This is a genomic window from Blautia sp. AM47-4, from assembly GCF_003479865.1.
GTDB lineage: Bacteria > Bacillota > Clostridia > Lachnospirales > Lachnospiraceae > Fusicatenibacter > Fusicatenibacter saccharivorans.
The window spans coordinates 240,153-254,364 of sequence record NZ_QUHY01000002.1; the positions used below are offsets into that span (position 1 = coordinate 240,153).

15 protein-coding genes, 1 tRNA gene and 1 other annotated feature are annotated in these 14,212 nt (G+C 49.9%); of the genes, 1 reads left to right on the forward strand and 15 read right to left on the reverse strand.

The genetic code is table 11. From position 1 onward, the window contains the following. Nucleotides 1-330 precede the first annotated feature (330 nt). The 12 genes from DW965_RS02525 to mutY all read right to left on the reverse strand — a co-directional run bounded on the left by DW965_RS02525 (nt 331) and on the right by mutY (nt 10,820). Nucleotides 331-624, reverse strand: coding sequence for an AAA family ATPase (locus DW965_RS02525; protein ID WP_022463075.1), 294 nt, complete (start codon nt 622-624; stop codon nt 331-333). Then, nucleotides 603-1,199: a chromate transporter gene (locus DW965_RS02530; RefSeq protein ID WP_022463074.1), complete on the reverse strand. Its 597-nt coding sequence runs from the start codon at nt 1,197-1,199 to the stop codon at nt 603-605. The genes DW965_RS02525 and DW965_RS02530 overlap by 22 nt, the downstream gene beginning before the upstream one ends. Beyond that, entirely contained in the window at nt 1,196-1,762 is a 567-nt protein-coding gene (locus DW965_RS02535) for a chromate transporter (RefSeq protein WP_117804329.1), read from the reverse strand. The genes DW965_RS02530 and DW965_RS02535 overlap by 4 nt, the downstream gene beginning before the upstream one ends. An 85-nt stretch (nt 1,763-1,847) precedes the next feature. After that, nucleotides 1,848-1,920: transfer RNA gene (locus DW965_RS02540), tRNA-Thr, on the reverse strand. 170 nt (nt 1,921-2,090) lie between these two features. Then, nucleotides 2,091-2,696, reverse strand: coding sequence for an RNA polymerase sporulation sigma factor SigH (sigH, locus tag DW965_RS02545; RefSeq protein ID WP_226906387.1), 606 nt, complete (start codon nt 2,694-2,696; stop codon nt 2,091-2,093). A 39-nt stretch (nt 2,697-2,735) separates the two neighbouring features. Then, the gene (gene rlmB / locus DW965_RS02550; RefSeq protein WP_055221331.1) at nt 2,736-3,458 is read right to left on the reverse strand and encodes a 23S rRNA (guanosine(2251)-2'-O)-methyltransferase RlmB; all 723 of its coding nucleotides are present in this window, start codon (nt 3,456-3,458) and stop codon (nt 2,736-2,738) included. Nucleotides 3,459-3,701: 243 nt separating this feature from the next. Continuing rightward, nucleotides 3,702-4,061: a Mini-ribonuclease 3 gene (locus DW965_RS02555; protein ID WP_055221333.1), complete on the reverse strand. Its 360-nt coding sequence runs from the start codon at nt 4,059-4,061 to the stop codon at nt 3,702-3,704. A 107-nt stretch (nt 4,062-4,168) separates the two neighbouring features. Beyond that, nucleotides 4,169-4,852 (reverse strand): serine O-acetyltransferase EpsC, encoded by a 684-nt coding sequence (gene epsC, locus DW965_RS02560; RefSeq protein WP_055227154.1) that lies wholly within the window; start codon nt 4,850-4,852, stop codon nt 4,169-4,171. Nucleotides 4,853-4,954: 102 nt separating this feature from the next. Beyond that, nucleotides 4,955-5,189, reverse strand: a binding site (T-box leader). 42 nt (nt 5,190-5,231) lie between these two features. Then, nucleotides 5,232-7,859: a cation-translocating P-type ATPase gene (locus tag DW965_RS02565; protein ID WP_119197982.1), complete on the reverse strand. Its 2,628-nt coding sequence runs from the start codon at nt 7,857-7,859 to the stop codon at nt 5,232-5,234. A 263-nt stretch (nt 7,860-8,122) separates the two neighbouring features. After that, complete coding sequence (gene ispF / locus DW965_RS02575; RefSeq protein ID WP_022463066.1) at nt 8,123-8,671, reverse strand: 2-C-methyl-D-erythritol 2,4-cyclodiphosphate synthase; 549 nt, start codon at nt 8,669-8,671, stop codon at nt 8,123-8,125. Nucleotides 8,672-8,697: 26 nt separating this feature from the next. Continuing rightward, on the reverse strand, nt 8,698-9,714 hold the full coding sequence (locus tag DW965_RS02580; protein WP_055227139.1) for a glycosyltransferase family 2 protein: 1,017 nt from the start codon (nt 9,712-9,714) through the stop codon (nt 8,698-8,700). Nucleotides 9,715-9,752: 38 nt separating this feature from the next. Then, nucleotides 9,753-10,820: an A/G-specific adenine glycosylase gene (gene mutY / locus DW965_RS02585; RefSeq protein ID WP_118659412.1), complete on the reverse strand. Its 1,068-nt coding sequence runs from the start codon at nt 10,818-10,820 to the stop codon at nt 9,753-9,755. Between the two features lie 150 nt (nt 10,821-10,970). Here mutY and DW965_RS02590 point away from each other — a divergent pair, with 150 nt between their 5' ends. Then, a complete protein-coding gene (locus DW965_RS02590) occupies nt 10,971-11,603 on the forward strand; it encodes an HAD family hydrolase (protein ID WP_179965887.1) in 633 nt (210 codons plus the stop codon). Nucleotides 11,604-11,689: 86 nt separating this feature from the next. Here DW965_RS02590 and DW965_RS02595 read toward each other — a convergent pair whose 3' ends face one another. From DW965_RS02595 to DW965_RS02605, 3 genes are read right to left on the reverse strand one after another with little or no spacing between them, the layout of a single operon-like run. Beyond that, on the reverse strand, nt 11,690-12,601 hold the full coding sequence (locus DW965_RS02595) for a L,D-transpeptidase (RefSeq protein ID WP_119197975.1): 912 nt from the start codon (nt 12,599-12,601) through the stop codon (nt 11,690-11,692). After that, nucleotides 12,598-13,731, reverse strand: a complete 1,134-nt coding sequence (locus DW965_RS02600) for a peptidoglycan binding domain-containing protein (RefSeq protein WP_119197976.1) — start codon at nt 13,729-13,731, stop codon at nt 12,598-12,600. The genes DW965_RS02595 and DW965_RS02600 overlap by 4 nt, the downstream gene beginning before the upstream one ends. Beyond that, a complete protein-coding gene (locus tag DW965_RS02605) occupies nt 13,731-14,111 on the reverse strand; it encodes a hypothetical protein (RefSeq protein WP_119197977.1) in 381 nt (126 codons plus the stop codon). Before DW965_RS02605 ends, DW965_RS02600 begins: the two co-directional genes overlap by 1 nt. Nucleotides 14,112-14,212: the final 101 nt, after the last annotated feature.

Here is a 14,212-nt window from a genome sequence, read left to right on the forward strand (position 1 = left end):
GCTGTATAAAATAAATGACATAAATCGGAGCCTTTCTGGATTTCTCCAGGCAGGCCCCGAACAGTAATGCTTATTATACACGATTCATGTTTAGAAAGAAAGATCCTTTTTATCTTTTTTCTGGCTTTTTTTGACATCTTAATTTCAGAGCATCAAACAGCCTCAACGATAAGATAAGCATAACTCCCCATATTACCCATGCCGCAAAGCACCCAATTCCCTGATGGCGGATATCTACCATTATTCCAACAATAAAAGGAAGTGACATAAACATAATTACTGCCATTATAAAATCAAAAATAATGTATAACACTATGTTTACCTTCCCTATTAAGAATCTGCTGTTTGATATTCATCCTGTATTTTCTGATTTGCCGCCTGACCAATATTAAGCTTTTCAAACATTTCTTCTGTATCCAGACTTCTGCTGTAGTACGCAGTCATCATATCCGCTGTGATCGATTTTCCAAATCTTCTGGGGCGGCTGTTGCAGATAAACTTCGATGTTGTGTCAATCACACTGTTGGTGTATTCCAGCAATCCTGTTTTATCGATATATATTCTTGAGTTTAATACGTCCTGAAAAGCATTCACCTTTGAATTTAAAAAATCGTCCCACAGCATGCCGCAAATTTTTCCACCAGCGCCACTGCCACCTTCATCACCCCGGCCAGTACCATCACAAAGATTGGGTTCTTTTTGCCTTTCTGCAGCAGAATGAGGCTGATGATAAAGATCACGACAAGACTCCAGTTCGTCTGCGCCAGCCGGATCACGGTATCTCCTTCACTACTCCAAAACGCCGTGACCAGAATTGAAATCCCTGCGGAACCGATCATCGCCACAACCGCCGGGCGGAGGGAGTGGAGGATTCCCTGGAGCATTGCCATTTCGCGGTATTTTAAATATAGCTTCGCAAGCAGTGTGACGAGAATACACGACGGCAGAATACATCCAAACGTTGCCACGAGCGCTCCTGGGATGCCTGCGATTTTAATTCCGACGAAGGTTGCCGAATTGACTGCGATCGGCCCCGGTGTCATCTGAGAGATGGTGATAAGATCCGTAAACTCCGACATCGAAAGCCAGCCGTGTCCCTGCACCACCTGTCCCTGAATCAGCGGCATGGCCGCATAGCCTCCGCCGAAGCTGAGCAGGCCGATCTGGAAAAAGCTTAAAAATAGCTGAAAATAAATCATTTCGCACCCCTCCGTTTCGCCAGAATCGTCCGCACCGCACCGATGGCACCGCAGACCAGTACAATATAAATCACGTTGACCTTGAAAAAACAGGCTGCTGCAAACGCACAGACAAGAATCACCAGCGACAGCGGATCTTTTTCTTTCACAACCCCGGCTCCCATCTCATACGTCACGGATGCAATCACGGCTCCGACGCCTGCCTGCATTCCTTCGAGCATCTGGCTCACGAAAAAATTATCCCGGAACGCCTGATAGCAGACCGAAATCACAGAGATAATCAGAAACGGCGGAATAATCGTTCCAATAATCGAAACCAGCACACCAATCATCCCCGCCAGCTTATACCCGACGACAATCGCTCCGTTTACCGCAATCGGCCCCGGCGACGACTGTGCAATCGCTACCAGGTCCAGCATCTCATTTTCCTCAATCCAGTGGTACTCATCCACGAACTTTTTCTTCATCAGCGTCACAATCACATACCCGCCTCCGAACGTAAACGCGCTCAGATACAGCGTGGAAAGGAACAGCTTCTGCAGTACCTTACGTTTTGACTCCATTCTTTTCACCTCGTTTTTTCCGATCTGTCTCCCGTTGTTTTTATATAATGAAAAAATCCCGGTTTCCCGGGATCTTTCTTAAGTAAGCTGATGACGGGAATCGAACCCGTGACCTCCGCCTTACCAAGGCGACGCTCTACCGACTGAGCCACATCAGCATTCGCAAGTTGTTTTGTTTTTTTGTTAGCTCCTTGCTACATTTGGTATTCTATCAAAACTATAGTGAATTGTCAACAGTTTTTTCTACAAATTTGAAAATTTTTATTTGTTCACAGATTTTCCTGCGCTTTTGACAATTCGCCGTAATTTTTTCGGTCGTTTTCCCATCTCACGAACAGACCTCCCGCACTTTACTGCGGATTCTCTGCAGTGCATTGTCGATTGCCTTCGGCTGCTTTCCAAGTTTTTCCGCAATCTGCGTATAATCGTACCCTTTCAGATACAATTCCAGCACCTGGTACTCAAATTTGCTGAGCCGTTCTTTGATCCGCTCATGCATGCCGATTACGTTTTCCCGGCTGATCATGATCTCCTCCGGTGTCTCCTCGTCCACCAGGCGCAGCTCCTGCTCGGAAACCGGTTCACTTAACGAGACGAAGCTGTTCAGCGGCTGATGCTTCTGGCGCTGGGACGATGCCACTGCCGAATACATCTGACGGTCGATGCACAGGCCGGCGAAGGTGGCAAACGATGCCTCCTTCCCCGGTTTGTAGTCACGCACTGCCTTAAAAAGTCCGAGCATGCCCTCCTGGATCAGATCCTCGTGATCTCCGCCCACCAGGTACAGCGCCCTCGCCCTGGTCCGCACCAGCGATTTGTATTTGTCGATCAGATAATCGGTAATCTCGCGTTCTCCTGCCCGCAGACGCGCAATCAGCTCCTCATCCGTACAGGTATCGTAATCTTTCACCATCATATCTCTTGTATCCTTCATCTTTCTTCCGCCGGAGCGTAATGTGATTTTCCGCAATTTCTAGCAGCTTCTCTGTCTTACAATCTCATAAGCGAGCACGCCGGCTGCCACGGAAGCGTTCAGAGAGTCGATATCGCCTTTCATCGGAATTGTGGCTGTGAAGTCGCAGTTTTCTCTCACCAGACGGCTGACACCCTCTCCCTCATTTCCGATTACAAGGCCGATCGGTCCCTTGAGGTCGAGATCATACATTCTCTGTCCGTTCATGTCCGCGCAGACAAACCAGATGCCCTTTTCCTTCAGCATTTCCATGGTCTGCACCAGATTCGTCACCTTTGCCACCGGTGTGTAATTTAATGCACCTGCCGACGTTTTGGCAACGGTTGCTGTCAGGCCGACTGCGCGGTGCTTCGGCACGATGACACCATGTGCGCCTGCCAGGTTTGCGGTACGGATGATCGCACCGAGGTTATGCGGATCCTCAATGCCGTCCAGCAGAAGGATAAATGGCGGCTCTCCTTTCTCCTCTGCGCGCGCGAGGATGTCCTCAACGGTTGCATAACTGTAGGAAGCCACCTGTGCAATGACACCCTGATGCTTTCCGGTGGTGGACAGCTCGTCAAGACGTTCTTTTTCTACATAATTGATGATGGTATCGTGTTTTTTCGCCTCACGGATGATCGTGCGGATCGGGCCGTCCTGGCTGCTTGCAAGGACGAACAGCTTGTCCACGGTCTTGCCGGAGCGGAACGCCTCGATGACAGCGTTTCTTCCCTCTACCATGCCGCCTGTAAACTCCTCATCCGCCTGCTGTACTTCCTGTTTTCTGTCTCTGTCACGGTAATCTCGTTTCCCCTTAAAGTCACGTTTTTTTCCGTCTCTTCTCTCAAAGTTTCTCTTGTCGTTTCTGTTGTTTTCTCTCATATCATTCCTGTTCCGCGGTCCCAAAAGCAGTGGGAACTTTTGCTTTTTCAAAAGCCCCACTGCCCTGCCGCTTCTTTTTTATTTTCTGAATCTTATCTGCTCTCACACTTCGCCAAGTCCTGCCCGGATCAGGTCGATCATCCGCTTGTAATCCCCTTTCAGGTACAGATACCCCATCACGGCCTCAAACCCGGTTGCCCGGCGGTAGTCGATCGTGGACGCATTTTTTGCCTTGGTATAGGATTTCGCATTTCTGCCTCTTTTATAAATCTGTTTTTCCTCTTCGGTAAACAGCGGCTCCAGAATTTCAATCATCGCCGACTGTTTCTCCGCCTTTACAAGCCCTGCCGCATGGCGGTGCAGCTTGTTGACCTGCATATTTGCTTTCCGCACCAGAATCGTGCGGATGACGATCTCATACGCAGCATCCCCGATGTAGGCCAGCGTAAGCGGCGAATACATGCGGATGTCATGCTGTTCCAGTCCGAATACCTCCGAAAGATAATCCTTCTCCCCGAAAACCGCCTCTGGAAAAAGCTCCTCGTTTTCTGTCTCTTTGCCCACTTCCGTCACTTCTGTTCTGTCCTTTCTTTTTTCCTCATCTGACGCAGCTCGCCCTCCAGCTCGAGCACACGGTTCGTAAGCTCCGTATTCTCCTGCTGCAGTACTTTGATATCCTCGAAAATCGGGTCCGGCAGATGAATGTGATCCATGCTTTTTCTCGGAATCCGCACATCATTCTGCTTCACAATGTGCCCCGGCACGCCGACGACGGTACAGTTCGGCGGAACCTCCTCGATCACAACCGATCCGGCTCCGATTTTGGAGTTTTCCCCGATCGTAAACGATCCGATGATCTTCGCACCGGCGCTGACCATAACATTGTCCTTCAGCGTCGGATGACGTTTCCCGGTCTCCTTACCATTACCGCCAAGCGTCACGCCCTGATACAGCGTCACGTTGTCTCCGATAATGGCTGTTTCTCCGATAATCACACCAGAACCATGATCAATAAACAATCCCTTTCCGATCGTCGCACCCGGATGGATTTCGATACCGGTTTTTCTCGCTGCCCGCTGTGAAATCCACCTGGCCAGAAAGTAATGGCCTTTCAGATATAGCTTGTGCGCCCGTCTGTACTTCAGCATAACACGAAATGAAGGATACAGCAAGACTTCCATGGGAGAATGTATCGCCGGATCCCGCTCCTGAATCACCTGAAATTCCTCTTTAAAATACGCGAAAAAACTCATCTTTCCTCTCCTTGCCTCCTGCCAGGACTTTTTCAGATTTTTATTTCTTACCACCTTTTTTGCCCGAAGGGCAATATTCAAAAACGGAGCTGTTTCATCTCCGATAAAGACGAAATAGCTCCGTGGTTCCACTTTACTTTAAGGGCACACCTGCCCTCTTCTTTTCTTCTGCATAACGTGCAGGACCCGTGCCGGACTACCCACTTTTTCCGCTTCACCCGGCCAGCTTCCGGACGCACTTCAAAAACCCTCGTTTCAGGCAGCTTCCAGCCCCATTTGTCTGCCATTCTCTGTGAAACAATTCTGATTTTCTACTTTTTCCGTTCCAAGCCTTTTTCTGTTTCCGTTTGTTCTAGTTTATGCAAATTTTTCTCGTTTGTCAAGCAAATTTCCGCCGGATCCACTTGCTGATTTCGACCGCCGGAATGACAAGCAGTCCAAGGCCGATCGCCACATCATATTCCAACGCGCTGATCCGCTCAAAACCGAACGCACTCGACAGTACCGGGATGTAAATCACGGCGGATGTGAGGACAAATGAGAGTGCCATCGCGCCCCACAGATACTTGTTCTGATGCTTCATGTGGAAAATAGAACCTTTCCGTGATCTCATATTGAAGGAATGGAAAATTTCCACCATAGAGAGTGTCAGAAACGCCATCGACATGCCGTCCGGGCTGTTGACGATTTCCCAGCGGCCGGCTTCCAGATAGTGGCCGATGAAGTAGGACGCCAGCGTCAGCACCGTAATCACGATGCCCTGAAACGCAACATCAAAGCCGAGGCCGTCCGCGAAAATACCGTCATCCGCATTTCTCGGCGGGCGTTTCATGATGTCTGCCTCACCGTCCTCCATACCGAGCGCCAGCGCCGGGAAGCAGTCCGTAATCAGGTTGATCCAGAGCAGATGCACCGGATTTAAAATCGTAAAGCCCATCAGCGTCGCGCAGAAAATCGACAGCACCTCGGCAAGGTTCGATGCCAGAAGGAACTGAATTGCCTTGCGGATATTATCGTAGATTCGTCTTCCTTCCTCAACCGCCGCGATGATCGTCGCAAAGTTGTCGTCCGCGAGCACCATATCTGCCACGTTTTTCGTCACATCCGTTCCCGTGATGCCCATTCCGATGCCGATATCCGCACGCTTGATCGACGGCGCATCGTTGACTCCGTCTCCTGTCATCGCGGTGATTCTGCCTTTCCGCTTCCACGCATCGACAATCCGCACTTTATGCTCCGGCTGGACGCGTGCGTAAACAGCATATTCCTCGATTCTCCGTTCAAGCTCCTCGTCGCTTAACTGGTCAATCTCGGCTCCCGTTACCGCTTTCCAGCCCGCCTCCAGAATACCCAGCTCTTTTGCAATAGCAACCGCTGTGTCTTTGTGGTCACCCGTAATCATCACCGGACGGATGCCTGCCCCGCGGCATTCCCGGATCGCATCGACTACTTCCGGCCGCACCGGATCAATCATACCGCAAAGTCCTAAAAAGCAGAGATCCTGCTCCAGAAAGTCCGGCTCCTGGGAGGACGGCATCTGGTTCCACGCTCTTCCTGCTGCCGCCAGCACGCGGAGTGCCTGGTCTGCCATCGCCTTGTTCTGCGACAGGATTTCCTGCCGGAATGCTTCTGTCATCGGCTGTTTTCTGCCGTCACGCCAAACGGAGGTACACCGCTTCAGAATCTCATCCGGTGCGCCTTTTGTGCAGGAAAAATACGTTCCGTCGTTTGCGCGGTGGATCGTTGTCATGCGTTTCCGCATCGAATCAAACGGCGCTTCCCCGACACGCGGATACTGGACGGACAGGCTCTTCTTCGGGCATCCCTCTTTCTGCGCATCGTTGACCAACGCACATTCCGTCGGTTCTCCGACTGCCTCGCCGTTTTCGTCCGGCTCCGCATCGGAGCAGAGTGCCATGACGGATACGAGACGTTTTATATCGCTTCCCTCATGTTTTACCACGGTCATCTTATTCTGTGTCAGCGTTCCTGTCTTATCCGAGCAGATCACCTGCGTACAGCCGAGCGTCTCGACAGCCGTCAGTTTCCGGATCACCGCATTCCGCTTTGACATTTTGGTCACACCGATGGAAAGCACGATTGTGACAACTGCTGCAAGTCCTTCCGGAATTGCCGCTACGGCAAGGCTGACGGCTACCATAAAGGTATTTAAGATGTTCTGCGGCGTCACGCCCTCTTTTAAAATGCCGACAACGAAAATCACGGCACAGATGGCGAGCACCATCACGCTTAAGATTTTGCTGAGCTGGTTCAGCCGCTTCTGCAGCGGTGTGCTCTCATCCGCCGACTGCGTCAGAACATGGGCGATTTTTCCCATCTCGGTTTTCATACCCGTTCCGGTGATAACAGCGCGGCCGCGGCCATAGACAACGGTGCTTCCCATATAGACCATGTTTTTCCGGTCCCCGAGCGGAACCTCGCTGGCTGCGCCGGCGTTCAGAACATCCGCTGTTTTATTGACCGGGACAGATTCTCCGGTCAGCGCTGCTTCCTCGATTTTCATGCTGGCGCTCTCTAAAATACGGCCATCCGCCGGAACAGCATCGCCCGCTTCGAGAATTACAATATCACCGGGTACGAGCTCCTCGCTCTTTTTCACTTCCATTTTCCCGCCGCGCATCACCTTCGACGTGGCTGCCGCGATCTCCTGCAGAGCTTCAATCGCTTTCTCTGCCTTGCTCTCCTGCAGAACACCGAGCACCGCATTAATGATGACAACGGTGAGAATAATGACCACATCAGCGTACGATTCGCCTTCATACGCCGATGTGATGCCGGAAATCAGCGCTGCGGCGAGCAGGATCAGGATCATCGGGTCTTTCAGCTCTTCGAAAAACCGCTGCAGATTGCTCTTCTTTTTTCCCGCCGCCAGCCGGTTCGGTCCGTGTTCGGAAAGCCGCCGCGCAGCTTCCGCCTCGGAAAGTCCCTGCTCCGTTGTCTGTAACTCATCAAGAATCTTCGAACTTTTTTCCAGATACTCTTTCATTTCCATCCGTCCTTTCTTCTGAAAACGCTTTTTTGCGTTCCTATGATAAGTTCCCACTGGTACACCGGTCTCTTTCTATATAGAAAAAGACCTATCCGCACCATATTTGTTGATACAGATAAGTCTTGTCATTTCATACAAAGCCAGAAGAAATGCTTTTTCTTCGGTTGTTGGCCTTATAGCGTCACGTATGCCGCCGACTACTCCCTTATTCTTCTTCCAGTCTACCACATCTTCCGGCCTTGTGCAATCGCATTTCTCTTTTATTCTTCTGCGTTCTTTGCGCATCCTGGGCAGCCGCTGCATCCGCCTGCGATCCGGTCGTCCGGCATCAGGTCGAGTGCCTTGGAAATGCAGCAGATCGCCTGTGCGGAAATTCCCTCTTTCTTTCCGGTAAAGCCAAGTCCTTCCTCGGTCGTTGCCTTGATATTGACCTGATCCTCTTCGAGATGAAGCGCCTCCGCCACATTTTTCACCATCGTGTCGATGTATGGCAGGAGCTTCGGCTTCTGTGCAATAACGGTTGCATCGATATTTTCAATCAGATACATCCGCTCCTCGAGCATCTCACCCACTTTTTTCAGCAGTTCGATGCTGTCTGCGCCCTCATACGCCGGATCATTGTCCGGAAAATGGCGTCCGATGTCCCGCAGTGCTGCAGCGCCGAGAAGCGCATCCATAATGGCATGGACCAGCACATCTGCATCGGAATGTCCCAGAAGGCCATATTCATACGGGATTTCCACACCGCCCAGAATCAGTTTCCGGTTTTCCACCAGTTTATGCACATCGTAACCCATTCCTACTCGCATTGTTCGTTCCTCCGCTTCGTTACTTTCTAGTTAAATCCATACAGCTTCTGCGCTACCTTGTAAGCATAGACTGCAATTTTCTGTCCCGGTTTTGATTTGCTGCTCATAACAGTTCCGAAAATGCCGTGGCGGATGCGGAAGTAATCGGCTGCATCCTCCTGCTTCAGGTATCTCCACAGATCGTTCTTTTTCTCGAGATTTTCTTCCGTTCCGGAGCGCATCATCATCACGGAAGAAACCGTCATAATAATGGTCAGATAGCTGATCATATATTTCCGCAGGTACTTCGACAGCCCTTTCTGTTCACCAAGGTAATCGATCATCAGCTTGTTGACACGGATCTGCTGGTCAATTCTGCCGATCATGACTTTCTCGTTAACCGACTGGTCGGCTCTTCCAATAAAGTAGCGGTAGAAATTGACATCGAGATAATACATCGTTTTGACGTACGGAAGCGGAATAAACGCAACCAGATTATCCACATAGAAGGTGTGCTCCGGTAGCTTCATGCCGCACTCTCTTAAAAGAGAAGTCCGGTAAATCAGCGAATGCATCAGCAGATAATGTGTTTTGCCGAGAGCTTTCGCCTCATCCCATCCGAAAAAGCGGCCTTCCGGCAGCGATTTCGCATAGCGCATCACACGTTTTCTCTTGGCGCCCTCTTTTTCATACACATAGTTACTGATCAGAAGGTCGAGTGTTTTCGGTCCGCGTACGACTTCTGCCAGAACATTTAAAATCTTCTGGTATGCCTCTGGGTTTACCCAGTCATCACTGTCCACAACTTTAAAGTACAGACCCGTCGCATTTTCCACACCCGTGTTGACTGCTCCGCCGTGGCCCTTGTTTTCCTGATGAATCGCTTTTACAATCGTCGGATATTTTTCCTGATAGCGGTCTGCAATCTCTGTGGTTCCGTCCTTGGAACCATCGTCCACGATCAGAATTTCTACTTCTTCTCCGCCGACCAGCAGCGAATCGATACATTTCTCCATATATGCTTCTGAATTATAGCATGGTACTGCAATTGATAAAATCTTCATCTTTTTTTCTCCCTGCTCTTTTTTGCTCTTCTGCCGTTTCAGGCACGTTCCAGATCTGTATATTTTGCGTATTCCGCAAACGCAGACGGAATGGCATATCTTTCAGCCGCGGTTTTCGCATCCGCAAAAATCAATCCGGCTTTTTCTTCCCCTTCCTGCTCCACATCGTTTCCTGCAATTTTAATGGCGTATCCTGTGATATGCCACTCGACATGGGAAAAAATGTGCTTGTACGGCGGCAATGCCTGAATATGAAGCGGCGTCACGCCGAATTTTTCTGCCTCTTCAAGTGCTTCCTGTTCGGAGAGCACGCCATCGAAGTTCGGGAACTCGTAAAGTCCCGCCAGAAGTCCTTTTTTCGGCCGTTTCCGCACTGCTGTGTGCGCACCGTCCAGAAATAACAGAACGGTTCTGTCTTCGATTCTGCGCGGCTTTGCGCTCTTTTTAAACGGATATTCCGTCCAGGTCTGATGCCGTCCCGCCAGACACTGGTCAAAAAGCGGACAGACTTCACATTTTGGTGCTCCGTTCGGCAGACAGACCATTGCGCCGAGATCCATCATCGCCTGATTGAAGGCTCCCGGATCTTCTGCCGGCATGATTTCGGTCAATTCCGCTTCCACGCGGTTTTTCACGGACTGCTTTAAAATGTCCTCACCGTCCTCCCGGAGGCGTGCCATCACACGAAGCACATTTCCGTCCACCGCCGGCACCGGAATGCAAAACGCGATCGATGCAACGGCTCCCGCTGTGTAATTTCCAATTCCCGGAAGTCCTTTTAAGGCTTCGTAATCTGCCGGAAATACACCGTCATACACTTCCATAATTTTCTGTGCGGCCTTCTGCATATTCCGCACACGGTTATAGTAACCAAGGCCTTCCCAGAGCTTCAAAAGCTTTTCCTCGGGACAGACCGCAAGTGCTGCGACATTGGGCAGTTCACGCATAAACCGCTCATAAAACGGCTTGACCGCCTCCACCCTCGTCTGCTGGAGCATAATCTCGGAAACCCAGATTTCATACGGGTTCTTTTTTTCTCTCCACGGCAGCACTCTTTTATTTTCGCCATACCATTTCAATAATGGCTTTGTGATTGTGTCCTGCATAGTAATCTCCTGTTAATATATCATTCTTATTTTGCCACATTTTCCTCCAAAATGCAAAATAAACATTGCGCTCTCACGTGTTTTTGATTAAAATTAATAAATACTTTAAAAGAATAACCAAAACCCTTAAGATATGGAGGAAAAACTCTTTTGATCGACAGTATTATTTTTGATGTGGACGGCACCCTGTGGGACTCCACAGACGTTGTTGCCGACGCATGGAATCAGATTATGGAAAAAGAAACTGATATGACACCAAACCTCACCGGAGCCGTGTTAAAAGGCCTGTTCGGCCGCCTGCTCCCGGATATCGCCGCCGTCATTTTCCACGAATATCCAAAGAAGCGCCAGTTAGAACTGATCGAGGCATGCTGTGCCAAAGAGCATGAGGCACTTCTTGCGACACCGGCTCCTGTTTATCCGGGACTTGTCGATGCACTTTCTATTCTTTCCAGACATTACCCGCTTTATATCGTAAGCAACTGCCAGGCGGGCTATATCGAAGTTTTTCTGGAAGCCACAGGCCTCGGTCACTATTTCAAAGGCCATCTCTGTCCTGGCGATACCGGAAAGGCAAAGGCAGACAACATCCGTACAATCATCGAACAGAACCATCTGCAGCACGCGGTCTATGTCGGCGATACCGACGGCGACTACAAGGCGACACACGAGGCCGGAATCCCGTTTGTCCATGCCGCATACGGTTTTGGTCAGACCGAAAACCCGGACTACACCATCACTTCCCCGATGGATCTTGTCACACTGTTCGTACCGGAAAATTAATTTTTAACAGTTTCTTTCTCATAAAAAATACGCATTCCTGTTTTGATAACGGAATGCGTATTTTTTATGTTCTATTTCTTCTTTTCTCAGCTCTCGCCCTTACCTGGATAATCATCGTCACCCGTATGGTCTCCCTGATCCGGTGCGCTCGGCTCCTGGGTCGGTTCCGGTGTGGACGGGGTCTCGGTCGGTGCTACGGTCGGCTCCGGCGTAGACGGGATCTCGGTCGGTGCTGCGGTCGGTTCCGGCGTAGACGGGGTCGATGGAGTTGATGGGGTTGATGGAGTTGATGGGGTTGATGGAGTTGACGGCGTGTAATCATCGTACGTGTAGGATGGCGTTCTCGTCGGCGTTACTGTCGTGGTATTCGTCGTATCATCGACATTTTCGTCATCTGCTTCCGGTGCCTGTGTCACAGTAAGCGTATCTTCACTTACCTCATAAGCTTCGGAATAATAAACGATAACCGGTGTTCCGTCATCGACATTGTCATATAATGCCTGTGCCACTGCAGTCGGAAGTGCAACAGATCCTGTCGTCGATCCTGCAGTCAGATACAGGTTTCCGCCGAAACTGCTTCTCCAGGAAGCATCGTAGAAACCGATCTCTCCGTTGAACGGAATCCAGGAATCCACATCTCTTTCCCAGGAATAGCTGCCGTCTGCCTGAAGCTCTCCGTGCAGTTTTTTCTGGTTTTCTTTTGCTGCGGTTGTGTAGATACCCGGCTTCGTGTAGCTGCTCTGCTCCATCAGACCGGTTACACAGTCACCGTCGACAACCAGATTTCCATCTTTGTAGAGCCAGATATGCTGACGGCTGGCATCAACCTCAACATACGTCTTGCCGAAACCGTTGTTCTCTGTGGAAGCAGCAAACTCTCTCTGCGCATACTGCGGCTCTCTTGCATCTGCTGCGTGAGCATCTACTTCTTCTGCGATCTTTGCAATCTCCTGCTCCTGATCCACTTTCCATCCGTAGCCTTCCTGGCTGATGGTCACGCGCCTTCGATACCGGTTGCCGGGAAGGTGTGATCCTTGCCATCGGTATCAATCGCTGCCGCAAGATTTGCCACATATTCTTTTACTCTTTCATTCCACTGGTTTTCATCTTTGGAATAATTTCCATCCGCATCGACTGCCAGCCAGTCTTTCATGGTATTTCCGTCAAGAACCTGTGTTGTTCCATCCGGCATACTGTATGTGATGCTTGCGCGTACCAGTTCATTTAACTGATCCTTCTGTGCATTCAGTGTTTCGTCATCTGCTGTTACCAAGGTTCCGTCGTAAACGCCTGCTTTTTCAAGATCCACTTCGGTATCCGCATTGATCAGCGCGTTTTCGATGCACTGTTTTGCAAGGGTAAGATCCATTCCCTCACCCATAACAGCATCCACAATCTCAAACTCATTGTTCTGGAAGGTGATGTAGGCGCTGGCCGGTGCATTCTCACCGTCTGCGGACTGGAATTCGTCAAATCCATCAATCACCGCATCCAGTTTTTCCTGACTGTACTGCATGGTGACCTGGGAATCTTTCTCTTTTCCGCCATTTCCCAGGAACCAGAGGAAACTGTTCTGTTTCTTTAACACGCTCTCCACGCTGCCGTCTCCGGCGTAGGTGTAGTCGATGTCTTTTCCGCTGACACTCTTCGTATCATTGTCTTTGAATTTTACATTTAAGGTATAGTTTGCAGCCTGCTCTTTGATTTTCGTTTCTGCCTCTTTGGCCGTCATATCCGAGCAGTCTACTCCGTTGATGGTTGTTCCGTTGAAAAAATAATTCTGGTAATGGAACATTTTGCTTCCATAGAAAAAGCCTCCCACAGCAATAACAGCAACGGCTGCAACGGCGATAACCGCACCGCCTTTTCCCTTTTTCTTCTGCGGTTTTGCGCCATGCGGAATGTACTCTTCGTCATCATCCTCATAACCGTCGTAGTCATCATCCTCATCGTCTATTTCCGGCATTGGGATATGGCCTACCGTGTCGCTGACGAGGCGCTCCATTGCGGCTTCCACCTGATCACCAAGCACTTCTTTCTCCGAACCCTTGGTCTCTGTCTTCTCTTCTCCCAGCAGATCATCCTCATCTGCGAATGGATCGTTGATGATCAGATCATCATCCACCATCACTTCTTCCGGTTCCGATTCTGTTTTGTCTCAGCCGGCGTCTCTTCGATTTCTTCTTCCTCTTCTGTAAATTCCGGAATCTCGATGTCCTGCGTCACAGGCTCCACTTTGGTCTGCTTCATTTTCTGCTTCGCTTCTTCGTCTTTTGCACGCTCAGTTGCCTCAAGGACACTTCGCAGATTACTTAAATTTGCAGTCTCATCCGGGATGTGATCTTCGCTTTTTGTTTCTTTGCTTTCAAATTCAATGGAGTCTTCGATGTCTGCCAGTTCTTCCTGGAATGTTTCACCGCTCTCCTTTTCCGCCAGGTCACGGTCAATCTCTTTTTGCAGGGCAGCCCAAAGTTTACCGTCCTTTAAATCATCATCTTCAAACTTCATATTTTTTGCTCCTCATAGTTCTGTGTCTGCACTTTACTTACTTCTCTTTCTTTTTCCTTTGTTCAACTCACAGTCGGTATTTTCACGGAGTCTGACATGTC